The sequence below is a fragment of the Hymenobacter nitidus genome (assembly GCF_020447315.1).
Lineage (GTDB): Bacteria > Bacteroidota > Bacteroidia > Cytophagales > Hymenobacteraceae > Hymenobacter > Hymenobacter nitidus.
Genome location: NZ_JAJADQ010000007.1, coordinates 269,897 through 295,157, shown reverse-complemented (window position 1 = coordinate 295,157; position 25,261 = coordinate 269,897). Strand labels below are relative to the sequence as shown.

The 25,261-nt window shown below is 62.5% G+C and carries 12 protein-coding genes; 4 read left to right on the top strand and 8 right to left on the bottom strand.

Annotated features, from left to right (window positions below):
* Nucleotides 1-32: 32 nt before the first annotated feature.
* A complete protein-coding gene (gene tpiA / locus LGH70_RS14905) occupies nucleotides 33-797 on the bottom strand; it encodes a triose-phosphate isomerase (RefSeq protein WP_226187119.1) in 765 nt (254 codons plus the stop codon).
* 76 nt (nucleotides 798-873) lie between these two features.
* Nucleotides 874-1,674, bottom strand: a complete 801-nt coding sequence (locus LGH70_RS14900; protein WP_226187118.1) for a tryptophan-rich sensory protein — start codon at nucleotides 1,672-1,674, stop codon at nucleotides 874-876.
* 176 nt (nucleotides 1,675-1,850) lie between these two features.
* Between LGH70_RS14900 and LGH70_RS14895 the strand changes: the two genes are divergently transcribed.
* Both LGH70_RS14895 and LGH70_RS14890 read left to right on the top strand, forming a co-directional pair.
* Entirely contained in the window at nucleotides 1,851-4,316 is a 2,466-nt protein-coding gene (locus LGH70_RS14895) for a TonB-dependent receptor (RefSeq protein ID WP_226187116.1), read from the top strand.
* Between the two features lie 75 nt (nucleotides 4,317-4,391).
* Nucleotides 4,392-5,534 (top strand): PepSY-associated TM helix domain-containing protein, encoded by a 1,143-nt coding sequence (locus LGH70_RS14890; protein ID WP_226187114.1) that lies wholly within the window; start codon nucleotides 4,392-4,394, stop codon nucleotides 5,532-5,534.
* An 80-nt stretch (nucleotides 5,535-5,614) separates the two neighbouring features.
* On the opposite strand, the gene LGH70_RS14885 is transcribed toward LGH70_RS14890, so the two are convergent.
* The 3 genes from LGH70_RS14885 to LGH70_RS14875 all read right to left on the bottom strand — a co-directional run bounded on the left by LGH70_RS14885 (nucleotide 5,615) and on the right by LGH70_RS14875 (nucleotide 9,979).
* On the bottom strand, nucleotides 5,615-6,028 hold the full coding sequence (locus tag LGH70_RS14885) for a DUF2251 domain-containing protein (RefSeq protein WP_226187112.1): 414 nt from the start codon (nucleotides 6,026-6,028) through the stop codon (nucleotides 5,615-5,617).
* Between the two features lie 72 nt (nucleotides 6,029-6,100).
* Nucleotides 6,101-8,938 carry an excinuclease ABC subunit UvrA gene (gene uvrA, locus LGH70_RS14880; RefSeq protein WP_226187110.1) on the bottom strand — a complete coding sequence of 946 codons (2,838 nt, stop codon included), beginning with the start codon at nucleotides 8,936-8,938 and terminating at the stop codon, nucleotides 6,101-6,103.
* A gap of 144 nt (nucleotides 8,939-9,082) precedes the next feature.
* Entirely contained in the window at nucleotides 9,083-9,979 is an 897-nt protein-coding gene (locus LGH70_RS14875) for a TolB-like translocation protein (protein WP_226187108.1), read from the bottom strand.
* Between the two features lie 258 nt (nucleotides 9,980-10,237).
* On the opposite strand from LGH70_RS14875, the gene LGH70_RS14870 reads away from it, so the two are divergent.
* The gene (locus LGH70_RS14870; RefSeq protein WP_226187107.1) at nucleotides 10,238-11,728 is read left to right on the top strand and encodes an alpha/beta hydrolase family protein; all 1,491 of its coding nucleotides are present in this window, start codon (nucleotides 10,238-10,240) and stop codon (nucleotides 11,726-11,728) included.
* An 88-nt stretch (nucleotides 11,729-11,816) separates the two neighbouring features.
* On the top strand, nucleotides 11,817-12,371 hold the full coding sequence (locus LGH70_RS14865) for a hypothetical protein (RefSeq protein ID WP_226187106.1): 555 nt from the start codon (nucleotides 11,817-11,819) through the stop codon (nucleotides 12,369-12,371).
* Between the two features lie 127 nt (nucleotides 12,372-12,498).
* Here LGH70_RS14865 and LGH70_RS14860 read toward each other — a convergent pair whose 3' ends face one another.
* The 3 genes from LGH70_RS14860 to LGH70_RS14850 all read right to left on the bottom strand — a co-directional run bounded on the left by LGH70_RS14860 (nucleotide 12,499) and on the right by LGH70_RS14850 (nucleotide 25,218).
* The gene (locus LGH70_RS14860; protein ID WP_226187105.1) at nucleotides 12,499-21,840 is read right to left on the bottom strand and encodes a CARDB domain-containing protein; all 9,342 of its coding nucleotides are present in this window, start codon (nucleotides 21,838-21,840) and stop codon (nucleotides 12,499-12,501) included.
* Between the two features lie 36 nt (nucleotides 21,841-21,876).
* Nucleotides 21,877-22,845: a hypothetical protein gene (locus tag LGH70_RS14855; RefSeq protein WP_226187103.1), complete on the bottom strand. Its 969-nt coding sequence runs from the start codon at nucleotides 22,843-22,845 to the stop codon at nucleotides 21,877-21,879.
* 219 nt (nucleotides 22,846-23,064) lie between these two features.
* Nucleotides 23,065-25,218: an STN domain-containing protein gene (locus LGH70_RS14850; RefSeq protein ID WP_226187100.1), complete on the bottom strand. Its 2,154-nt coding sequence runs from the start codon at nucleotides 25,216-25,218 to the stop codon at nucleotides 23,065-23,067.
* Nucleotides 25,219-25,261: the final 43 nt, after the last annotated feature.

Genomic DNA, 25,261 nt, shown 5'->3' with positions numbered 1-25,261 from the left:
CTCAGCGGAGCTTGTCAACAGGATCTTATTCCTTAAAACGACTTGATAATCTCGGTGAAGTCGCGCGACTTGAGCGAGGCGCCGCCGATGAGGCCGCCATCCACGTCGGGCTGACCGAACAGCTCCTTGGCATTCTGGGCGTTGGCCGAGCCGCCGTAGAGAATGGTCGTGTTCAGAGCGGCTTCGGCGTCGTAGGCCCGGGCAATCTGCTCCCGGATAAAGGCGTGTACTTCCTGGGCCTGGGCGCTGGTTGCCGTTTTGCCCGTGCCGATGGCCCAGATGGGCTCGTAGGCAATTACGACCTGGTCGAACTCTTCATTGGATAGGTGAAACAGGCCGTTTTTGAGCTGAGCCGCCAGGAAGTCGAAGGTTTCGTCGGCCTCGCGCGTTTCCAGCGTTTCGCCGATGCAGAAGATAGGCTTCAGGCCGGCGGCCAGCACGGCTTTCAGCTTCTGGCTCAGCAGCTCATCATCTTCGTGGAAATACTGGCGCCGCTCGGAGTGGCCCAGAATCACGTACTCCACACCCACCGACTGCAGCTGCTTGGCCGATACCTCGCCGGTGAAAGCCCCGCTTTCCTTCTGGTGGCAGTTTTGCGCGCCCAGATGAATCCGCCCACCTTCGGCCAGCAGCTTGCCAATGGAGTGCAGAAACGGCGCCGGAGGGGCAATAACCACTTCCACGTTGGCGGCCAGCGTCTCGTCGGCTACCATATTCGTGATTTCCGAAACCAGGGCGAGGCCGTCCTGGTAGGTCATGTTCATTTTCCAGTTGCCGGCGACGATGTTCTTGCGCATAAGAGAAAGTTGGGAGGGGAATGAATCGTTTGGGCGCAAAGAAACAATAATTCGCCCGAGCAACGACGCTTCTGCCCTACTTGGAGCCCCGGCGGCGCGACTTGCGCACAGCCAGCCAGATGCTGCCCGCCGCCACTACGCCGGCCCCGGCCAGCGCGGCCCAGCCCAGTTCCGGATACGGGCCCTGCTGCGCCACCCAGATGGCCACCAACGCCCACACCACCACGGCCGGGTACACCAGGTCGCGAAACACCTTGCTGATGGTCAGGGCCAGTCCTACCACCACGGCCAGCATCAGCAGCGTGAGCAGTACCGATACGTTGAGCTCGGTCTGCCAGCCCAACTCGCGCAGGCCAATGGTGACGTTGATGGTCGTGGCCACCGAAATCCAGCCCAGGTACAGGGCAAACGGCACTCCGACCCAGCGTGGCACCTTGTTGGCCTGCACATAGCGCCGCACCCGTCCATAGGTCAGAATCAGGGCTGCCAGGATAATGAGCATCGTCAGCACGCTCAACTCAATCAGCTCGTAGGCAAACAGCACCACCCAGGCGGCCGTGGCTACGCTGGCAACAACAAGTGGCTGGGCAATAGCGCCGGGCAGGGACAAGTGGCGCTGCGCGGGCAGCAGCTGCCAAATGGCGTACACGGTCAGGGCCAGGAAGATAAGGCCCCAGATGCTGAAGGCGTAGCCGGCCGGGGTAAACAGGGTGGGGTACTGCGCCGACACGGCTCCCATCGTTTGCCCATTGAAGGGATGCGTATTGGCCCAGTAGTTCAAACCAATGTTGCCAAGAATACTTAGCGAAGCCAGCCAGCGCCAAACGGATACGGGCGCCTGGGCGCGCACTCGCATGCTATGATCGGTTAATTCCATAAAAGGGAAAAGGGTAGAAAGCTTGGGTTGGAATATATAGGTACTACGAAATAGTAAGCTCCTCAGATTTAAGCTTATTTGAAACGATTCTAAATATTATTTGTAATTTGTCTAAATAATCTTGGATAAGTCAGGATCCGTGCGGAGGTTTGCAGCATTCAATCACTAGTACCCTTATGCGACACTCCTTCTCTTTTCTGTCCCGGCAGCTGCTGCTGGCCGTTTTTACCTTGCTATTTTCAGCTTTGGCGCTGGTGGCGCAGGCCCAGACGGCCACTATTCAGGGTCGGGTTACCAATCCGGCCGGGCAGCCGGTGACGGGCGCGGGCGTCGGCATTAAGGGCACGGCCCTGGGCGCTAACACCGACGCGGACGGCAACTTTCAAATTCCGGGAGTAGCGGCCGGCACTTACACGCTGCACGTGCGGCTGGTGGGCTACGGTACCGAGGAGCGCCGGCTGCGCCTGGCGCCGGGCGAGGCCAGCACCCAGAACTTCGTGCTGACCGAAAGCACCGAGCAGCTGAACGAAGTGGTGGTAGAAGGCAAGAACACCAACAAATTCGTGCGGCGCGAGTCGGAGTACGTGGGTAAGATGCCGCTGAGCAACCTGGAAAATCCGCAGGTGTACAGCTCCATCGGCAAGGAATTGCTGACCGAGCAGCTGGTGTTTTCGGTGGACGATGCCGTGCGCAACGCCCCGGGCGTGCAGCGCATGTGGGACGCCACCGGCCGGGCCGGCGACGGTGGCGGCTTCTACAATAGCCGGGGCTTTATTCTGCAGAGCCGCCTGCGCAACGGCATCGTGGGCGGGGTTTCCAGCGACATCGACGCGGTAAACCTGGAGAAACTGGAAGTCATCAAGGGTCCGTCGGCCACGCTGTTTGGCAGCGCCCTGACCTCCTACGGCGGTCTGATGAACCGCGTCACGAAGAAGCCGCTGGATACGTTCGGGGGAGAAGTGAGCGTGGCGGCCGGCAGCTACGGCTTCCACCGCCTCAGCGCCGACGTGAACCTGATAGACCCCAACGCCCCGTCGGACCGGCCCAAAACCCTGGCTTTCCGCCTGAACACGGCTTATCAGTACGAAGACAACTTCCAGAGCAAGGGCTTCGGCCGCAACCTGGCCGTGGCGCCCAGCCTGGTGTACCGCCCCACCGACCGGCTGACCATTAACCTTGATGCCGAACTGTACCAGAGCCAGAACGTGGGCCGGCAGCTGTTTTTCTTCTACTCGCCGGTGGCCGAGCTGGGCATCTCTAAGGCGCAGGACCTGCCCTTCGACTACACGAACTCCTACACCGGCAACGGCCTGACGCAAAGCTCGCGCAGTGCCAACGTATTCGGGCAGGTGAACTACCGGATTTCTGACCGGTTCACGTCCTCCACCAACCTGACCGTGGGCCACAGCTTCTCCGACGGCTTCGGACCCTACTTCTACCTGATTTCGGACGCGGCTCTGACCAAGAAAGGCGACCCGACGCCCCCGCCCGGCATGAACTCCCTGATTCGGGCCGACCAGTCGACGCGCAACAGCACGGTGTCGACCTACGAGGTGCAGCAGCTGTTCAACGGCGACTTTCAGGTGGGCAACCTGCGCAACCGCGTGGTGCTGGGCCTGGATTTTCTGCGCATCAACAACGACGTGAACTTCTTCGGCGGCATCGTGGACACCGTGCCGCTGAACGTGCCCGGCTACGACTACTCGGCCTTCAGCGGCCCCGGCGTCACGGAGTTTTACGCCAAAAACGGGGCGGCCTCCTACCTCAACACCACTAAGTCGAACACCTACAGCGCCTTCATTTCCGACGTGCTCAATCTAACGGAGCGACTCAGCGTGCTGGCGGCCCTGCGCCTCGACCACTTCGATAACAAGGGCGGCATTCTGTACGGCCCGGCGCCGGCGTACCGCCAAACGACGTTGTCGCCCAAGTTTGGGGTGGTATTTCAGCCGGTGCTGAACCGCGTGTCGCTGTTTGCCAACTACCAGAACAGCTTCAACAACCTGGGCTCGTACTTCGATACCAACGGCCAGCCACGCACAGCCACGCCCGAGCGGGCCAACCAGCTGGAAGGCGGCGTGAAGCTGGACGCGGCCGACGGCAAAGTCAGCGCGACGGTGAGCTACTACGCTATTCAGGTGAAGGACGTGCTGCGCGGCGTAACCGGGGGCTTCCTTGGCGCCCAGAGCCAGGATGGCACCCAGCGCAGCCAGGGTATGGAACTCAGCCTGATTGCCAACCCGTTTGCGGGCTTCAACGCGGTGGCCGGCTTCAGCTACAACGACTCGAAGCTGGTGCGGGCGACGGAAACTGTGAACGGCCTGCGGCCTAACACGGCTTCGTCGCCGTACCTGGCCAACCTGTGGCTGAGCTACCGCCAGCCCACCGGCCTGCTGCAGGGTTTGGGTGCGGGCTTCGGGGGCAACTACGCCAGCGAAAACCTGGTGCAGAACACGACGGCTGGCACCTTTACCCTGCCCGAGTACACGGTGCTGAACGCCTCGGCCTTCTACGACCAGCCCCGCTTCCGGATTTCGGCCAAAGTCGATAACCTGACCAACCAGAAGTACTGGGTAGGCTACACCACCGTGAATCCGCAGAAGCTGCGTAGCGTGGTGGGCAGCGTGGCGTACAAGTTTTAATGCTCTAAAACAGCCGTCATGCTGAGCTTGTAGAAGCATGACGGCTGTTTTCAATCTTCTATCCTTCCCTTTCCTATGACCTTCAAAAAAGCGGTTGGCAAGCTCCACCTCTGGCTCGGACTTTCGTCCGGGCTGGTTGTGTTTATCGTGAGCCTGACGGGGGCCATTTTCACGTTTCAGGACGAAATCCGGGATGCTACCCAGAGCTGGCGCAAGGTGGAGGTGCCGGCTCAGCCGACTCCGATGCTGCTGCCCTCCCGCCTGCAGGCTCTGACCGAGCAGCAGCACCCGGGACTGAAGGCCGCCTTCTTTATGCTGATGGGCCCCGACCGCTCGGCCGTGGTGTACACCACCGATAAGCAGGGCCACTACTTTGCCACCGCCCTGAATCCCTACACGGGTCAGGAATTGGGGCATCTGGATTTGCGGGAGGACTTTTTCTCCATTATTCAGGAGCTGCACATGCACCTGTTGCTGCCCGAGGAAATCGGGGGCAATGTGGTGGGTGTGGCCGTGCTGATTTTTGTGGTGATGCTCGTCACGGGCATTATCATGTGGTGGCCCAAGCGCAAAACCGACCGGAAGCGCAGCTTTACCATCAAGTGGGGCGCGCGGTGGCGGCGCGTCAACTACGACCTGCACAACGTGCTGGGCTTTTACGCCGCCAGCATTGCCCTGCTGCTGGCCCTGACGGGCCTGATGATGAGCTACGAATGGGTGCTGAACTCGGTATACCTGGTCAGCAACGGCGGCCAGAGCTACCCGGCCGAGAAAACGCCGCCCACGGTAGATACCCTGCAAACCGTGACGGCCCCTACCCTGCCCGTGGCCGACAGCTTCTACCAGCAGATTCGGCGCGGCTCTCCCACGGCCAAGATGATTTTCCTGGGTTTGCCGACCTCGCCCAAACAGCCGGTGTATAGCATTGCCTACGAGCGGGCGTTGTATTACTATCACCGCGACGAATACTACTTCCATCCGGTGTCGGGCCAGCTGCTGAAAAGCATTCCGCACGTGAGCAAAAGCAACGGCCAGAAAATAGCCGACGTGAACTACGACCTGCACACGGGCCAGGCATTTGGGCTGGGCGGCAAAATCGTGGCGTTTCTGGGCAGCCTGATTTCGGCCAGCCTGCCCGTGACGGGCTTCATGGTGTGGTGGGGCAAGCGCAACAAGCCCAAGAAGAAAAGGAGCCGGGAGGCGGTGGCTGCGGCTTGAACGATGTAGCGCGAACTGTGTAGTTCGCATGCCCCGCGCCGTTAGGTTGTTCTGGCACGCGAACTACACAGTTCGCGCGGCTACGCGGCGAAGTACTTTTCCACCAGCTCGTCGGTCAGCTCGCGGGAGCCGGACTGGCCGTTTTTGGCCGGCGGGAAGGCATTGCGGCAAAAGCCCATCTGGCGCTGAAAGTCGTATAGGGCGTGGCAGTAGCCCCCGATAATCAGCACCGCCGTGGTTTGGGGCACGTCCCAAAAAATCTGGGCCGTTACGGGCTTTTCGCGGTCCAGCACGTCCTCCACATTATAGATGTGCAGCGCATCGAGGATTTCCAGCTCCGGGCCGTTGCGCAGGGCGTAGAGGTAGCCGGTCGTGCCGTCGTCCTCGAACATAACTTCGAACTCATTGCCGGCGGCTGTGCTGCTGAGCAGCTGGTTTTCTTCTCCCGGCTCGGGCTGGCCCACCGTTATCTGTTCTTCGGCACCTAGTATCATAGTTGTTGCAAGTAAAAAGAGCCGCCTTACGGGCGGCTCTTCAGGTTTTACGGCAAACCCGAGTGGCCGGGCTTACAGCTTTTCGGCCAGGAAGCGGGCCGTGTGGTTGGTATCCTTGTGGGCCAGCATATCCTCAGGCGTACCCTCGAACAGCAGGTGGCCGCCGTTGGTACCGCCCTCGGGGCCGAGGTCAATAATCCAGTCGGCGCACTTGATGATGTCCATGTTGTGCTCGATGATGAGCACTGAGTTGCCTTGCTCAATCAGGGCGTTCAGGGCCTTGAGCAGCTTGGCAATGTCGTGGAAGTGCAGGCCGGTGCTGGGCTCGTCGAAGATGAACAGAATCTTGTCCTGCTGCAGGGTGGCACCTTTGGTCAGGAAGGAAGCCAGCTTCACGCGCTGGGCCTCCCCGCCCGAGAGGGTATTGGCCGACTGCCCCAGGCGGATGTAGCCCAGGCCCACGTCGTCGAGGGGCCGGAGGCGTTCGGCTACCTTGGGCTGGCCCTTGAAGAACTCCACGGCGTCGGCCACGGTCATCTCCAGCACGTCGTCGATGCCCTTGTCCTGGAATTTCACGTCCAGAATATCCTGCTTGAACTTGCGCCCACCACAGCTTTCGCAGGTCAGATAGATATCAGCCATGAACTGCATTTCAATCTTGACCTGACCTTCGCCCTGGCACACCTCGCAACGGCCCCCTTCGATGTTGAAGGAGAAGTGGGAAGGTTTCAGGCCCCGGGCCTTGGCCAGCGGCTGGTCGGAAAATAGCGTCCGGATGGCGTCGTAGGCCTTCACGTAAGTCACCGGGTTGGAACGGCTGCTTTTGCCGATGGGGTTCTGGTCGACGAACTCGACGTGCGACACCTGGCCCTGCACGCCCATCAGGCGGTCAAACTTGCCGGTGGCTTCGCCCGCGCCGCCGCCGAGCTGCTTGGCCACGGCCGGGGCCAGAATGCGCTTCACCAAGGTCGATTTGCCCGAGCCCGACACGCCCGTTACCACGGTCATCACGCCCAGCGGAAACTTGGCATTGACGTTCTTCAGGTTGTTTTCCCGGGCCCCGGTTACCTCCAGCGCGTTGCGCCAAGGCCGACGGATCTGGGGCACTTTCACCTCCATAGCGCCGCTGAGGTACTTACCGGTGTAGGTGGTCGTGTTCTTCAGGATTTCGGGGTAGGTGCCTTGGAACATCAGGTTGCCGCCGCCGCTGCCCGCTTCGGGTCCGATGTCGATAATCTGGTCGGCCTCCTCCATCATCTTTTCCTCGTGCTCCACCACAATGACGGTGTTGCCCAGCTTTTGCAAGGAGCGCAGCACGCCAATGAGCTGCTCGGCGTCCTTGGGGTGCAGGCCGATGCTGGGCTCGTCGAGAATGTACATGGAGCCCACCAGGGCCGAACCGAGCGAGGTAGCCAACGAAATGCGCTGACTCTCGCCGCCGGATAGCGTACTGCTCAGGCGGTTCAGGGTGAGGTAGCCCAGGCCCACGCGGTTGAGGTAGCCCAGGCGGTTGGTGATTTCCGTGCTCAGACGCTCGGCCACCTTCATTTCGTGCTCGGTCAGGGCCAGGTTCTCAAAGAAATCCAGGGCCTTGCTGATGGGCAGCAGCACGATATCCGTAATGCTTTGGTCCTGGATTTTGACGTATTGTGCATCCTTGCGCAGGCGGGTGCCGCGGCAGTCGGGGCAGGTAGTGCGGCCCCGGTAGCGGCTTTGCAGCACGCGGTACTGGATTTTGTGGGTCTGGGTGCTCACCCACTTAAAGTACTCGTCGAGGCCATCGAAGTACTTGTTGCCTTTCCAGAGCAGGGTGCGCTCGGCTTCGCTCAGCTCGTTGTAGGGCCGGTGAATGGGGAAGTCGAAGCGGATGCCGTTTTTGAGCAGGGGCTTGAGCCACTCGCTCTGCTTGTCGGTGCGCCAGGGGGCAATGGCGCCCTCGTACACGGTCAGGCTCTTGTCGGGAATCACCAGGTCCTCGTCAATGCCCAGTACCGAGCCGAATCCTTCGCAGGTCTGGCAGGCGCCATAGGGGTTGTTGAAGGAGAAGAAGTTGACGTTGGGCTCCTCGAACACCATGCCGTCCAGCTCAAACCGGTCGGAGAAGGTGCGGGTTTCGTTGTCGAGGCGCACCAGGCAGGTGCCGTGGCCCTCGAAAAAGGCGGTTTGCACCGAATCGGAGAGCCGGAAATGCAGGTCTTCGTCGCCGGGCCGGATAACGGCGCGGTCAATCATGATGTGCACGTCGCCCTTCACCTCGGGCTTGCCTTCCCCAATAAGATCTTCGATAAAGGCCGTTTCGTCGCCGTTGATGACCACCCGGCTGTAGCCTTTCTGCAGCAGCAGGTCCAGTTCCTTACTCATGGGGCGGCCGTCGGCGGAGGGCAGCAGCGGGGCCAGCAGCGTCACCCGGGTACCGTCGGCGAGGGTAAACAGGTAGTCGACCACGTCGGCCACCGAGTCTTTGCGCACCTGCTCGCCGCTGACGGGCGAAAACGTGCGGCCGACGCGGGCAAAGAGCAGCTTGAGGTAATCGTAAATCTCGGTGCTGGTGCCGACGGTCGAGCGGTTATTCTTGATGCTGACCTTCTGCTCGATGGCAATGGCCGGCGAAATACCGCGGATGTAATCCACGTCGGGCTTGTCCATGCGGCCCAGGAACTGCCGGGCGTAGGAGCTCAGGCTTTCCACGTACATGCGCTGCCCCTCGGCGTAGAGCGTGTCGAACGCCAGGCTCGACTTGCCCGAGCCCGAGAGGCCCGTAACGACGATAAACTTGTTGCGCGGCAGGGCCACGCTGAGGTTTTTGAGGTTATGAACCCGCGCATTCTTGATCAGAATGAACTCGCGGGGGTCAAGCTGATCAATCGGGTCGGCCGCGGGGGCGGCTACTTGTAAAGATTCTTTGGCCATAGAAAGCTTAAACAGCCAAGGCAACCCGGAAGGTTTCCGCCCCAGCAATTAGACCAACGAAGGTACGGCGGAATGAGAGCCCACGGCGAGGCCGCGGCAGAAATTACTTGCCCTTATGTCAATTTGGGCCTTCCCAAACCACGCCTACCGCCGCAGCCGCCGCTGAATATCCGGGGGCAACTTCAGCTCGGCCACCGGAATCCAGTACATATCCTCCCGCACGATGGTGTCGGCGCGGCGCTCGGTGCGGGAAAAATACAGCGTGCGGCCATCGGCTGATAAGGCGGGGCAAAAGTCGCTGCCGGCCGTGTTTACTTGCGGGCCCAAGTTGCGGGGCGAGCTCCAGCCGTTGCCCTGGCGGTAGCTCATGTATATATCGGTGCCACCGAAGCCGCCGGCCCGGTCGGATATAAACAGCAGAACCTGGTTGTTGGCCGAAATAAAGGGGTTGCCGTCTGAGCCGGCGGTGTTGAGAGCCAGCGGCTCGGCAGGCTGGTAAGCGCCGTTTTTGAGCACGGAAGCATAGATATCGGACTTGCCCGGCCCGCCGCGCCGGGTGGAAGTGAAGTAGATGGTACCGTTGCGGGCCACCGAGGCATACGACTCACTGGTCGAATCATGGGAGGCGCCGGCTACGCGCTGCGGCTCGGCCCAGCCGCTGCCGCGGCGCTCTACCACCCAGATATCGAAGTTGGGCCGCTCGGTGGTGGAGCCGTCGTAGGGCCGGGTTGAGTTGAAGTAGAGCCGGCGGCCGTCGGGTGAGAAAATCGGGTCGATGTCGCGGAACCGGCTGGCAAACGGCACCGGCGTGGGCGGCTGCCAGCGCCCGGCCACGCGCCTCGACTGCATCAGCCGCAGGCTGGTCCGGGTGCGGTCCGAATCGGTGAAGTAGGCCTCGGTGCCATCCGCAGATACCGCCAGGCCAAAAACGCCGCCGTCGGAGAGTGTATCGGGCGCGAAAACCCGGGCCTGGGCTGCCGCGGGACGCGCCGTACCCACCCACAGAAAAAACAGCAGCCCACCTGTCAGAACAATGCGCATAGCGTACGGTAGCTTCGGTTGAAAGATATAGACCAAAGACTATACAGGCCGTTTCAGGTTGCTTTCGCCACAAAGCGCCACCCCCGGGTCCAGCCCGAAAGATGCTCTCCAAGCCGGGTCGCAGCCAGGACGGAAATACAGATTTCATTCCTAGCGCTCAGCTTGTGAATCTTCTACAATGAGTCTGCCGTAAGTTTGGTATTTTCGTAGCCTTTTTCGCCCCTACACCGCTTTGAGGCCTCTCCCAAACAGCACTTTATGAAGAATTATTTACACGTTGTTTTAGTCGCAATTCTGCTGCTTGGCATTTCCCTGGCGCCTGCCACCAGCCGGGCGGCCGGTGGTGAGCCGACGCCGCTGAGCGGGCAGTGGAAAGGGCCGCTGAAAGTACCCGGCGGCAGCCTGGAGCTTATCATCACCATCGTCCCGCTGACGGGTGGCACCTACTACGCCGCCCTGGACGTGCCCAAGCAGAAAGTGAGCCGTATGCCCGTGGATATGACCCTCACCGACAACGACGTGCTGCTCAAGATTGAGCAGGCCGGCAGCCGCTTCACCGGCAAGCTGAGCAAGGACCGTAAGTCGATGACCGGTACCTGGGAGCAGCCGGGCCTGAAGGAAGACGTGAAGCTCGTGCAGGACGCCTCGCCGGTGGTCAGTGCGCCCGTTTTCAAACCCGCGCAGCCCTACAAGACCGAGCAGGTTATTATTACCAACGAAAAAACCGACCTCTGCCTGGGCGCAACCATCACCACGCCCAACGGCAACGGTCCGTTCCCGGCCGTTGTGCTCGTATCGGATTCGGGTCCGCAGGACCGGGATGCCGCCCAGCAGGAAGACTACCGGATGTTTGCCATTCTGGCCGACTACCTGGCCCGCCACGGCATGGTGGTGCTGCGCTACGACGACCGGGGCGTGGGCAAATCGGGCGGTAAGTACGCCGCGGCGACTACTGCCGACCAGATGACGGATGCCGAAACGGCTATGAACTACCTGCGCAGCCGCCCCCGCATCGACAAGAAGAACGTGGGCATGATCGGGCACGGCGAAGGCGCCAACATTGCCCTGCTGGCCGCCTCGGAGCTTAAAGGCCCTGATTTCGTGGTTTCCCTGGCTGGTTACGGCTTGCCCGGCCGCGACATTCTGCGTCGGCAGCAGGTGGAGATTATGCGCATGATTGGCGGCAACGCCACCCAGGTGGATGCGGCCCTGAAGCTGCACGACAAGATGATCAACATCATTCGCCAGACGCCCAACAGCAACCAGGCCCGGGGCAAGCTGGCCGCCATGATTCGGATGAACAACGTGGACATTGACCCCAACATGGCCCGGGCCCGCGCCGCCCAGCTCACCTCGCCCTGGTACCGCTACTACCTCGACTTCGACCCCAAGGTGAAGCTGCCCGCCGTGAAATGCCCGGTGCTGGCCCTCAATGGCGTGGAAGACCTACAGGTGGCAGCCACCAAGAACCTGGCTATTCTGAGCAAAGGCCTGAAGGCCGGCGGCAACAAGCGCGTGAAAACCTACAAGCTGGCCGGCGTGAACCACGCTTTCCAGCCCGACGAAGCCGAGTGGCCCCTGGTAAACGGCGAGCAGCAGCCCACTTTCTCGCCCAAGGCCCTGGCCCTGATGCAGACCTGGTTTGATGAGTACGCCAAGCCGAGCGTGAACCGCATGACGCCCCGCTCCAACCCCAAGCCCGACGTGAAGAAGGTGGCGAAGCCCACCAAGCCGACGGCCCAGAAATAGCTTCGGCCCCGGCCGCCCCTACTACGCAGCCCCGCTGGCACGTCCGGAAACGGAACTTGTCGGCGGGGCTGCTGCTTATAGCTCTTCCATGCCCACTCTTCTCACCGACCTTGCTGATCTGCTGGCCTTCGACATGCTGAGCGCCCATACGCTCCACATCGTGCAGCGTAAGTATGGCGTAAGTGAAGGGGAGCTATTTTCGGCCGTGACGCAGGTGGTGCGTCGCCGCCGGGCCCAGGCCGAGCTGCCCGAATTAGTGCGCGAGCTGCAGCAGAAGCGCCAGGCCATGCTCACCGATGCCCGCATCTGTCGGCACTGCGGCGAGGCAGTGGGTGCCCGCGCCGCAGTGCGCCACCTCTGGCAGGTCCACGACATCATTGCCCGCACAACCTGGCCGGCGCACTATTCCGCCTCGGCCTTCGCGGCACCGGCAGGCCCCGACCCGGAAGCGGACGGCTCCTCCGTGCAGCCCGCCAACGCCCGGCGCTACCTGGTGCGCAGCCGCGGCTACACCATTATGATTGTCAGTGAGCGGGGCCTGAACCACCGCTACCGCACCGCCGATCTGAAGCGCGACAACCAGCGCCAGGGGTTTCGGCAGTGCCTGCGCGGTACGTTCATTCTGGTGCCGATGCGGGCCTAGGGATAATAAAAACTACTTGTCGCTCTTCATCTGGCATTCCCCTACTCAGGATGACAGCCCTAGTTTTTACAAACAAAAAGCCCGTCCACAGTTGCGGACGGGCTTTTTTACTTCCGGGTGTCAGAAGTTACTCTTTCACCAGCTTCTGCTGCTGTACCGTGTCACCCATTTTGGTGGTGAGCAGGTACATGCCAACGGGCAGACGCGCCAGCTCGGGCAACGCTACCGTGGTAGCACCGGCGCTGAGCTTCACGGAGCGGGTCAGCACCACGCGGCCGGCCAGGTCTGCCAGGCGCAGCTCGGCAGTGCCAGCTTCCGGCGACTCGATGCTGACTTCCAGCTCCGAGCCACGGAAGGGGTTCGGGTGAGCCTGCACCTGCAGCTTGGCTGGCTCCAGCATCACGGTGGCTACGGGCGAGTAAGCCGTGGTGCCGTCGTAGTCGACCTGCCGCAGGCGGTAGTAGCGCAAACCGCCGACCGTGGGCAGCTCGTAGTCGAGCAACTCGTAGTTACTGGCTGTAGTGCTGGTGCCTTTGCCATTCACGCGCCCGATTTCCCGGAAACCAGCTCGTGGGTCGTTGGTAGCTTCTACCGCGAAGTAGCGGCTGTTGCGCTCCTGGGCCGTATTCCAGCGCACGGCCACCGCTTTGCCTTGCAGCGTGGCAGTGAACCGGGTCAGCTGCACGGGCAGGGGAGCACTCGGGCCATTGAGGTAGAACTCCGAGAAATGGTCGGCCACCGTGACTTCCGTGACGAAGTAGTTCTCCGTATCGCCGGCGGTGGTCGTTGGGGTGAGCAGGCGCACTTCCGAAGTCGGGCCGCTGAGCGTGTTGTTGCTCAGCACGCAGTCCTCGTTGGGGCCACTGTACTGGGTCAGGCGCAGGTCAGAGAGCTTCTGCACGTCGTTGGCGTCGCCGTCGTTGGCCGCTTTGAGACGGTCAAACTCGGTTTTGAGGCCGTAGAAGCGTACATCTACCGCGCCACCCACGAAGGGGTTCTGCGCCACTACGTGCCAGTTACGGTCCAGTACTTCCATGTTGTTCATAGCCCGGGTAGGCGAGCCTTCCAGAATGCTGAACTGCACGGCCACCTTGCCCAGGGCCCGGCCCCGGTCGTTGAGAGCCGCTACCACTTTGCCATCCTTATACAGGCGCTGCCACTGGCCCGAGCCGGTGCTGACGATGGTATCGGTGGTGAGGCACTGGTTGCGTACCAGGTCAAACACTTCCAGCTGATCGTCGATGACGGTGTACGTGTCGCCGACGAGCTTCATGGCCTCACGGTTGTCGGTGCTGTCGGTGGCCAGGGTGAAGAAGTCGTAGCGCACGCCGGGCTCCCCCATGAAGGTGTAGGAGTTGCCGGAGAGGCTGGATTCAACCTGCTCGAAAGCACCTTTGTCGCGGGCCACGTACAGGGCGTAGCTACGCAGGCCCGAGCCGTTGGGGTCGTCGCCGCCGGTCCAGCTAAGCTGCACCGATGTGCTGGCCTGGCGGGCGGCCAGCGTATTCACGCGGCTGCTCGGGGCGGCTCCGTCCAGAATATTCCACCAGCGGTTCGTTTTGATGGCCCCATTGGTATCGAACACGATGCTGGCCTGGGAAGCCAAGGTGTCGCCGGTAAAGGCATTGGCCGAGGCGCTGATGAGGTAGTTGACGAAGCCCTGCCCGCGGCCGGTGGAGTCGTTAATCAGCAGGAAGCCCTTGTTGGGGTCTTCCGGCGCGAGTCCGGTGGCGGGGTCAATGGTTTCGAACTGCCACAGCAGGCGGCGGTTTACCACGTCGATGGTACCCAGCACGCGCACGTCGTAGCCCAGGGAGTCGGGCAGGTCGAGGGTGCGGGTGTAGGTGGAGGTGTTCTGGGGCACGTCGAAGCTGAACTTGCCCCAGCCGAAGGAGCCGACGCGGAACGAGCGGGGCTCGTAGGCGCTGCTCAGCGGCACCTGCACCCGCACGACCTGGGCCGGCGCGGTGGCAATCAGGGGGTCATTCTCAAACTGCACCTGGTAGTTCAGGGTCTGCTGCACGCCCACCATCTTGCGCTTGCCGAGCCCGTCGGGCCCCACAATCAGGTTGGGGTCACTGGAGCCCACTACTTCGGTGCACGAGAGGCCGCGGCCTTTGTAGGTAAACACAATCGAGTCGGCGCAGCCAATCAGCGCCGACGGGTAGCCCACGGCGCTGAACGGATCCGGCCGGAACGAGCGGGGACACTCGGTGATGCCGTAGTCGCCGCAGATGCCGCCGGGGATGCTGACGGTTTCCGACTTGGCCGTGTAGCCCGTGCGGGCGTTGCGGCCAATCCAGTTGCGGTCGAGCAAGCCGGCCTTGGCGTAGTAATTCTGCAGGCTGTCCTGCCAGGCTGTGGCGTTGGTAGCCAAAGTCACCACGCTGGTCTGGTACTTAGCCGGCTCGGCCAGTACGGCCTGCCGGTAGCGGCCGATGTGGTCCAGGGTCTGGCGCGAATACCATTCCTCGGTCATGGCGGCCTGGTTCCAAACCACGGGGTACTGGCCCACGCGCTGGGGCGTCAGGCGGATGTTCACCTGAATTACCTCATCGGGCACCAGATCCTGGGCCACGAAGGGCAGCACCTCGGTCAGGCCGTCTTCCAGGCGGTTGTTGGGCGTATTGGAGCCCGCCCCGGCGTGGAAATCCGACTTCTTGCGCACGTTGGGCGTGTGCGTAATCACTGGGTTAGAGCCGGGCGGCAGGTTGTACTGGAACTCCCAATACGGCACGTCCACGTTGGAGGTGTTCTTCAGGAAGTAGGTCCAGTTGCCGCTGGTACCGGCCCGGATGGTCTTCGGAATGATAGTGGCAAAGTCCACCGACAGGGCGCGGCGGGGCTCCACGGTCAGGCCGTTGGTGAGCTGCACGCGCTTGGTGCCGTTTTCGGCCACCACGTTGTACTGGCCCACGGCCACCGAATCGAGCTGCCAGCGCAGGGTCAGCTCCACGCTGCTGCGGAACTTGAGCACCCGGGCTTCGGCCACGACGGTCGGGCTGCTGCCTTTAGTCAGGAAGAAGCGGGTGATACCCTTGCGGAAACCGGCGCCCAGCACCTGCGTGGTCACGCGGCCCTGGCCCACCCGGTCGGCGGTGATGGAGCGCACCTGGAAGCCGAGGGTATCGGCATACAAAGTGGCCGTTTGCAGACCGGCGTACACGTAGGGCGTCTTCACCAGGATATAGTAGGGTCCGGCCTGGGTGGTCGGAATCAGAAGCTCCTGGTTGGGGCTCACCTGGTCGGTGTAGATAAAGTCGTAGCTGGCCGGCGTGGGCACGCGGTTGTGAGCCACGTACACCTCGTTCTGACCAAACTGCTGGTTGCTGGTCAGCTTAAGCAGCATGTCCTTATCCGCGCCCGGCGTCACCTTGTAATACACCAGCGAGTCGAGGTCGAGCTTGAAGGCGGTATTGGTGCGCAAAGCCAGCTCATCCACGCCGATATTCAGCTGATTGCCGGCGGCCAGCACGTTGTTGTTATTGGCCGGGCCTTCGTAGATATCGTCGAAGAGGTTGGTAGCCATCAGCCCGTTGTAGGTACCGGGCTCAATGGCCTGCACGTGGCTTTTCACCACGCCGGTAATGGTCTGGTTGGGCTGAATGGTCAGGTTGCGGGTGCTGGAGCCGAAGAGCTTATCCACCGCGCCGTCCACTACCAAGTCCTGGGAGAGGAACAGGCCGTCCTTGAGCAAGCCTACGGCGGCGTTGGCCCCCTGGTTTTTCACCGAGTAGTGCACCGTCATGGTTTCACCCAGCTTCTTGTTGCCGGGCACGGCCACGGCAGTTACTACCAGGTCGGCGGGCTGCGGCACCCGAATCAGCAGGCTGCCTTGCTCGATGTTGTTGAGCTCCTGCTCGTGCTCGTATACCGTGCCGTACTGCACCGCCCCGCCCCACAGCGTGGAGGGCGAGTAGCCGTTGCTCTGCGAGTTGTCGGCCACGAGGAAGATGTAGTAGTTGCCCGACAGATAGGCCGGAATCGTCACGTTCAGCAGCGTCGAGTACGACGCGCCACCGGCCAGACTGCCCACGCGGTTGTAGTTGCCGATGCGGGTGGCGCCGTTCACGGTGGGGGCCGTATTCACGTAGATACCGTCGTTCCAGTTGCCTTCCAGCGTAGCGCCGGCGCCCTGGTTTTTGATGGTAAACGGAATCTGCACATGCTGCCCGGCCACCACGTCGGTCGGGAAAGTAACCGACTGCACCACCAAATCGGCGGGCGGCGTGAGCGTGATGGGCATTGCCACCGTACGCACGTTGTTGGCCAGGTTGGTATCCACCAGCACCGGGGAGCTGGTGTAGCCGCAGGTCCAGTAGTTGCGGTTGCCGGTTTTGGCAATGACGTAGAAACTGCCCTGCAAGCCGTGCGGGAGCTTCACCGTGGCCGAAGCCGCGTAGCTGCCGCCCACCGGCAGGTCGCTGTTGCGCTGCACCGTGGAGAGGTTCAAATCCGAGTTGTCCAGCACGTTGTCCCGCGAGAGGAACACCTGGTCGTACCAGCCGGTAGCCAGGGTGCGGAAGGCGCCCTGGTTGTCGACGGTCCAGTTTACCTGCACCGACTGGCCCGAGTAGGCCGTGCCGGTCGTGGTCAGGGCCGTTACGCGCAGGTCGTCGGAGTAGCGGTAGGTGAAGGCTAGGCGCTGCTCGTTGTTGGTCTCGAAGTCGTACTCGTACACGCTGCCGTTGGCGTCGGTTTTGAGCACGAGGTCGTACTCACCCGGGTCCACCCAGCGCGGAATCGTAAGGGTCATCGAGCCGGTGTAAGTCTGGCCCGGTGCCAGCGGGCCGACGTGCGAAACCGTGCCCAGCGTGGTGCAATAGACGTTGCCGCCATTGCGCTGGTGCAGATACACCACGTCGTTCCAGGTGCCGGTGGCGTTGCCCACGGCGTTGCTGGTGTTGCGGATGGTGTAGTTCACCGTGAAGGTTTCGAAGGCATCCACCGTGCTCGGGCCAGTGAAGGCGGCCGGGGCCAGGTCGGCGTAGGTCAGCCCGATGGTAACCGGGCTGGCCGAGCGGATCAGGTTGTTGCCTTCGTAAGTGTACTCAAACACGTTGCCGCCTTCCTTATTCTGCACGAAATCCGCCTTGCCGTACACGTAGTACTGGCCTGACATGCCGTTGGGAATGTTCAGGGCAATGGTGCGCCGGTAGTGGCGCTGCGGAGCCAGCGTGTCGCCGTTGAAGACGTTGTACACCCCGATTTCCGTGGCCGTAGCCGGGTTGAACGTGGCATCCTTGCTCAGCCAGAACTTGTCGGCCCAGTAGGTTTCCACCGGCACATTCAAACCAATATTCCGCACGTCCCAGGTGATGCTCATGCTTGTACCGGCCAGCGTGTTGGTCGGCACCGACAAGCGGAACGGGGCCAGGTCGGCCGGGGGCCGCAGAATGATGTTTACCGCCACCGGGGCGTTGGCGTTATTGGTCGAGGCGGTTTCAAACACGGCGTTGTTGGCATCCGTGTACACGTAGAAGTAGCGTGTACCGTACTCGGAGTGCGGAATCCGCAGGCTCACCGTGCGCTGGTAGTAGCCGCCGGGTAGCAACGTGTCCGTCACGGTCTGGGAGCCAATCAGCAGGGCATTGGGCCCCAGCGCCAGCTCGGCGGTGTTGGCGGCAATGTTCTGAATGGTATCCGGCGAAATGAAGTACTTATCCACGCGGGGTACCGTGCTGGCCACCGTGCCGCGGTTGTACACGCGGTAGCGCAGCTGCACCGTGGTGTTGCCCACCGAGTTGTCGGCCGGCGAGACGAAGTTTTCCACCGCGAAGTCCGGGGTTTCGGGCACTATCACCAGCACCCGGTCGGCGGCGCGGCGGCGGTTGTTGTTCTCGTTCGTTTCCGGCAGCTGATTATAGTCATCGGCTTTCACGAACACGTAGTAGCGGCCGGCCTGCGAATACGGCACCGGGAAAGTAGCCGTGGTAATGTAGGTGCCGTTGGGCTGCAGGAAGCTCGTATTGCCCCGGGCTCCTACCACCGTAGCACTGCTGCTGAAGGCGGAATCCTGGGAAATGTACACCCGGTCACTCCACTGCTGGGCCAGCGTGCTGCCGGCTCCCGCGTTGGTCACGTTCCAAGTCAGCTCCATGGTCTGGCCGGCGTACACGGTATCGGGCACCACGATGGTGGTGACGCGGATATCGGGCAGCTCACGCAGGCGGAAGGTCTGAATCGGGCCTTCGGTGCGGCCGCAGGGCGTTACGCTCACCACGCGCCACTTGTACTGCTGGCCGTAGGGCAACGGGCCGCCGTAGGTATAGGCCAGCGTGTTGATGTTAGCCACCGTGGCCTGGGTAGGCTGGGTGCCCGCAGCGGGCCAGATAAACAGCTCGTACGAAGCCGCGCCCGTACCCGGCGCCCAAGAGAAGGCAATCGGCAGGCTCAGGGCGTTGGAATTGTCTACCGGCTGCATCTGGCTCACCATGCCCGGCGTGGCCGAGTACGGGTTGAGGCGCACTTTTTGGCTGAACGTGTAGGTGCAGCCCGCGCCGTTGGTCACTGTTACCGAGTAGGTCGTCTGGGCCGTTGGCGTGGCCGAAATGCCGCTGGTTGTGGCACCCGTGCTCCAGGCGTAGGTAGCGCCGGCACCCGCGCCCGTCACGCTCAGGGTCACGCTCTGGCCCGCGCACACCAGCGAGTCGCTGGCGGCAAAAACGGGGCGGGGCAGCACCTGAATGCTCTGGGTGGCGGTGCTGGAGCAGCCGCTGGCGTTGGTGTAGGTGTAGGTCAGCGTGTGCAGGCCCGTGCCGGCCGCAGCCGGATTGAACTGCCCACCGGTTACACCCGAACCGCTATACGTACCGCCCGCAGGTGCTCCACCCGTGAGGACAAAGGCAGCCGTTTCGCGGCACACCGGCGCTGGCGCGGCGAAGGTCACGGCCGGCAGCGGGTTTACGGTAATGGTCTGGGTAGCCGAAGCCGGGCAGCCGCTCTGGTTATAGGTGTAGGTAATAGTGTGGGTACCCACGCCGGCCGTAGTTGGGGTGAAGTAGCCGCCACTTACGCCCGGGCCGCTGTAGGTGCCGCCCACCGGCGAGCCGCCGGTCAGCAGCACGCTGCCGGGATTGGCACACACGGCCGCAAAGGGCTGCAGGGCCACCGTCGGGGCGGGCGTCACGGTTATCGTCACTTGGTCGGTGCACACTTTCGAGCCCACTTTCACCGTCACGGTGTAGGTCGTGGTCATCGTCGGCGCTACGGCAATGCTGGCCGTCGTTTCGCCCGTACTCCAGAGAATAGCGCCGTTGATGGGCGTACGCAAGGCTAGGTTTACACTGGTTCCGGCACACACCGTCTGGTTGTTCTGCACGATGTCGGCATTCGGCAGCACCACGTAAGTGCTGTCCGACTGCTGGCAGGCGCCCATTACGGTCACCTTGTACCAGCCCGGCGTGCTGACGCTGATGCTGCGGGCCGTGGAGCCAGTGCTCCAGCGGTAGGACGAAGCGCCGGCGCCGGCATCCAGCGTCACGCTCGCAGCGCCGCAGGCCACGGCCGTCGTGTCGGGTAGGCTCAGGGGCAGTGGCGGAACAATGCTGATGGTCACCTGGTCGGAGCAGGTGTAGGAACCAGCCTTCACCGTAGCGGTGTAGGTCGTGGTTACTGTGGGCGTCACCGAAATGCTGGCCGTGGTTTCGCCCGTGCTCCAGCGGATGCTGCCGTTGGTGGGCCCGGTCAGGGAAAGCGTGACGGGCGTACCCGCGCACACGGTCTGGCTGGCCTGGGCAATATCGGCGTGGGGAATCACGACGTAGGTGCCATCAGTAGCTGAGCAGGAGCCGCTGTTGGCACCCGTTACGGTAACCGAGTAAGCGCCCGGCGTGGCAGTGGTGATGGTGCGCGAGGTAGCGCCCGTGCTCCAGAGGTAGCTGCCGAAGCCCGCGCCGGCGTCCAGCGTTACGCTGGTCGCGCCGCAGGTGGCGGCCGTGGTATCGGCCAGGCTCACTACCGGGCCGGGGGTAAACAGCACGCGGGTCGTGTCGGTGCCCACGCAGCCGCCGGCACTGGTCACGTCCACGAAGTAGCGACCGGCCGCCGTTACGGTTATCGACTGGGTCGTTTCGCCCGTGTTCCAGCGGTAAGTGCTGCCGGCCCCCGCTGCCGCTGAGGTCAGCGTGATGGGTTGGCCCGAGCAGGCCTGCAGGGTGTCGGGCAGGTTGGGCTGGAACTTGGTGGGCGCCGTAATGCTGAACGGGTGGGCGTAGGCCAACGACGGTTTGCCGTTGGCATCCACCGCCGACACGCGCAGCACGTAGCTGCCCGCTTCCGTCAGGCAGAGCTGGGGCGAGAAAGTCACGTCAACCTTGTTGGCGCGGGTAGCCACGGGCAGCACGTAGGTTTCGGGGGCCGTAACGGCCGTGGTGCCGCGCATTACCTGGTAGTGCAGCTTGGTAATAAGCGGGGCCGGGCCGGCTTGGTTGCCCGGAGCCACCTTCAGGAAGCTTTGCGTATGGGTCAGGCTCCAGCGGTTGTTGGCATCTTTTACGCGCACGTTCAGCGTGTGCACGCCCGCCGGTACTGAGCTCAAATCCAGGGGTTGCACCTGGTCGACTTTCTGGCCGGGCGTCACGGCAATGGCGGTACCGCGGCCGAAACCGGGGTCGGCGTCAATGTAGTATTCTGCCCGGGTGATGTTCGGGGCGTTGTTGCCCGAACCGGTTGTAGGGGCCATTTTCAGGAAGCTCTGGGTATGCGTCAGGCTCCAGTGCTTATTAGCATCCATTACGCGCACATTGATGGTGTGCACGCCCGTGGTCAGGGCACTCAGGTCCAGCGTAAAAGCCTGGTCTACTTTCTGGCCCGGCGTAATGGCCAAGGCGATACCCTGACCCAGGCCGGGGTTGTTGTCGATGTAATACTCGGCCCGGGTAATGTTCGGAGCGTTGCTGCCACCACTGGAAGCGGTGCCCATCTTCAGAAAACTCTGCGTGTGGGTCAGGCTCCAGCGCCGGTTTACATCCATCGTGCGCACGCTAATGGTGTGTACGCCGGCCGTCAGCGCGCTCAGGTCGAGCGAGTAGGCCTGGTCGAGCTTCTGGGTGGGCGTCACGGGCAAGGCCGTCGCGCGGCCCAGGCCGGGGTCAGCATCAATATAGTACTCGGCCCGGGTGATGTTGGGCGAGGTTTCGTTGCCGGAAGCGGCGCCCATCTTATAGAAGGAGCGCACCAGCGTCTGACTCCAGCGCCCGCCGCGGGCGTGTACCCGCACATACAGCGTATGAATGCCGGGCGTAGCGGCCGTGAGGTTGGCCGTAAAAATGTGGTCCTGGGTAATAGCCGCCGTGGGGAAAGCCACGCGGGTGCCACGCCCGTAGCCGGGGTCGGTATCCACGTAGTATTCGGCGTAGTCGAGGGGCTGTTGGGCCCGGGCCGCGAAGGCGCACCCCAGCCAGGCCAGCAGCCACAGCAAGGTTGCGCGCCCCAGCCAGCCGGGCACGAACGATTGTCGGAATCTCATTATCCTGCGAGAAATCGGGATAGGACGAAAACCGACCTAGTTGTGCGAGTTGGCCTTGATGCGAATCTGCAGCGTGCCCGAAGCCGGCACGATTGAAGGCTGCGAAAACGACCAGATGGCGGGAATGGCGGGCAGGCCGCTGAGTACGTAGGGCTCGTTGCCGCCAAACATGCCGCAGTCTTCGCCGTTCACGCCCGCGCCCAAGGCCGGCGAGCCGGTTTTGAGCTTCCACTTGCCGTCCGTCGAGCCCGTGCCCAGGAAAACGGTGCTCATCGTCACGTTCTGCACGTTGCCGTTGCCGGCCGGAAACTGCGTGCCGTTGCAGAGGTTGTTGTTGTAGGAATTGCCCGTCCCACTCACCGAACCGCTATTCATAATGTTGTTATACACGTAGGAATTGCTGGTGGAAATGCCGGGGCCGTTGATGACATTGTGGGCCACGTGCACCACAGACGTGCCGGTATAGATACCGCTCGACTGAATGTAGTTGTTCGTGATAAACACGTTGTTGGCCACGTTGTACGTGTACACGTAGTTCAGTATGTTCTGCGAGATGAAGACGTTGCTGATGTTGTTGCTGTAGGCCAGATACACGTTCACATCCTTATTGCGGCGGATAACGACGTTGCTGGCGCTGACGTACCAGGTGCCCCCTTCAAAGCCCATGATTTCCGTGCCGGCGGCGGTAGCATTGAAGAAGATGCTCCCTAGTTTCGCCGTTTGGGTCGCCACCTGGGTTTCGGGGTTTTCAGTCAGGTAATAGCCGGGGCCAATCAGCACCAGCTTCTTGGACAGCGTGGCGCCACCATAGGAATCGGCCGAGCCGTTGAAGTATAGCGTATCGCCGGTCACCACGCTGCTGCTGGTCGAGGCCGCATCCAGGGAGGTAAAGTCGCCGGGCGTGCCGGTGTTGTTGTCCACGCGCCATACTTTGGCTTCGGCGGAAGTAGCGGTAAACAAGGCGGCCGTAAGGCTGGCAAACAGTAGAGTAAGCTGTTTTTTCATGGAGCTTGAAAAGATTGACGAAGAATGCGCAGCTACTGTGAATAGCACAGTTTTGCACGGTCAAAATTAGAGCTGCTCCAAGGCTGGCACAATCGCCAGAAGTGGGTATTTTTTATATCAGATATTTTTATTACAATACGAGCTGAACCAGTTAAAACAGCAGTAAAACACAAAATACTCCAAGATCCTATTCGAATAGCAACGAGTAAGGCAAATATATTAAAACCTTAATCCAATTTGCACGCCGGGCCATAGCCGCACCAGCGTCCGTCCCGACTTCGTATCGACGAGCAACAGCTGGTTCTTGCCAAAGTCCGATTTCGTACCGCCGCCGTCGTTTTCGTACAGGCCCATATTCAGCGTGGGCGACACGACCAAGCCTAGGTGGCCCTGGGGCTCTATCTGCCACACCAGAGAAGGCCGCAGCTGAGTGTACGACAGTAGCGTACCCTCCGAGCCCGGCTGTTTGAGCAGGTACCAGTCCAGCAGATCCAGGTTCCAGGAAAAGCGCCCGTGCTGCCGGCTGGCCGTGCCAATACCCAGACCCGTAGCCCAATGCACCCGGCTGCCAAAAGGCTGGGTGGCGGCCGACAGAATGGTGTAGTAGCGCGTGGTGCCCAGCTTCAGGGCGGCGTTCAGGGGCAGCGTTTCACTGGCCCACACCTCCCCGTGCAGGTAGCCATGCCGCACGATGTTGATAATGCCCAGCGTAGCGCCGTCCACCGAGTCGGCAATGTTGATCAGCCCAAACTGTACTCCGTCTACGTGCTTGGCTACGTTCACCAGCCCAAGCTGCAGGCCGTGCACGCGCCGGGCCATGTTCAGCACCGGCGCCGTTTGCAGCCCCCGGATGTCGGTGCCGGTCAGGTTGACCAGCCCCGCCGCCTGCACCAGCGGCCCGGGCAGCGACAAGGCACTGGGGGCCGCCAGGCGCCGCGCTGCCGAGTCGGTAGCCAGCAGGCGGGGCAGGCCCAGCACTTGCCGGGCCAGGGCCGGACGGCCCGCGTCGCGCCGCGACCGGGCCGCGCCGCCTACGATGTTTACCAGGCCGGCTACCTGAACACCACGGGCATCGTCGCGCACCAGATTAACGATGCCCGCCGCCTGAATGCCGCGCACCGAGCCGCCGGCTACGTTCACGATACCGGCCGCCTGCACGCCCCGCACCTCCGTGCCCGTCAGGTTGACGATACCGGCTGCCTGCACGCCCAGCATCGTGTCGCGCACCACGTTAATAATGCCCCCCACTTCAGCGCCCCGCACCCCGGCCGAGTAGCCAGCCAGCACGTTCAGGGAAAAGTCGTTGATGCTGCGGCCACTCCGCAGCCCGTTGGTTCCCAGCGGCGTTATGAAGCTTGCCTGCCAGGTGTGGTGGTCGTAGATGTTGGCAACGGATGAGGGCGCCACGGGCACCGGGGCCAGCACGGTGTCGCGGGTGGGCAAGCTGCTTTGCACCGCTACGGCGCGGCCGGCCAGCGTGTCCCGCCGAGCGGCTGTCGTCAGACGGCGCGCGCCTTCCCGCAGTGGCTCCCGTAGCTCAGTAGCGGCTACGGCCACGGTATCGAGCACGGCCTTGGCGTCGCCCACCACTTGTTTGGCGCCGATACCCACAGTGCGCCCCGCGCGCTGGGCGGTACGGGCCAGGGCGCCGGTGGCAGCCTGCGCCTTGGCCCGGGCTTTCTGCCGCAACCGCGCCAGTCCCTTTCGGGCCTCTTGGGTGGTCGTATCGGCAGCAACGGAAAGGTGGGTTGTATCAGCAACGGCGGCCGGCAGTGGCAGCGGCGGCATTGGGGCCGTAGCGGGCGGGCGGGCGCCGGTGGGCCGGGGTTCCTCTGCGGGCCGCGTGCTGGCTGTCACGACGCTGGCCGCAGCTGATGCGCCGGTTTTGTAGCCCGCCAGGCCGGGGCGCTTCGGCGTCTTCACGGGGTTGCGGGTCGGGGCTGGCAGCCGGGCGGGCAAAGCGGCCGGCTTGGCTTTCGCCATGCTGGCAGGCTTGGCAGTGCTCGTCGCGGCGGCAGGCTTCGGGGGGCCTGGGGGTGCGAAAGGAGGCTTCTCGCCCGTGCGCCACAGCACAATCTGGCCCCCGATAACCTGGTAGGAAACGCCGCGGCCCTGAAACAGCTGCTGCAGCACCTCGCCTACCGGCCGGGCACCTTTGGTGTGCAAGGTTACGCGCCGCTGCAGGGGAATAAAGGTGCTGCTGTAGCTAAAGGGCACTCCGCTTTGCCGGGCAATATCGCGCAGCACCTGTTGCAGCGGCGCCTCGGTGGCCGCCACCCGCACGCGCCGCGCCAGCAGGGCCGCTGAAGGCTGCGCCCAGCTGCTGCCCGTGAGCAGTCCTACGCATACCAGAACACTGAACAGATGCCGCATAGCCGCGGGAAGAAGAGGTAAAGCGGGGAAAGGAAGAGGTCAG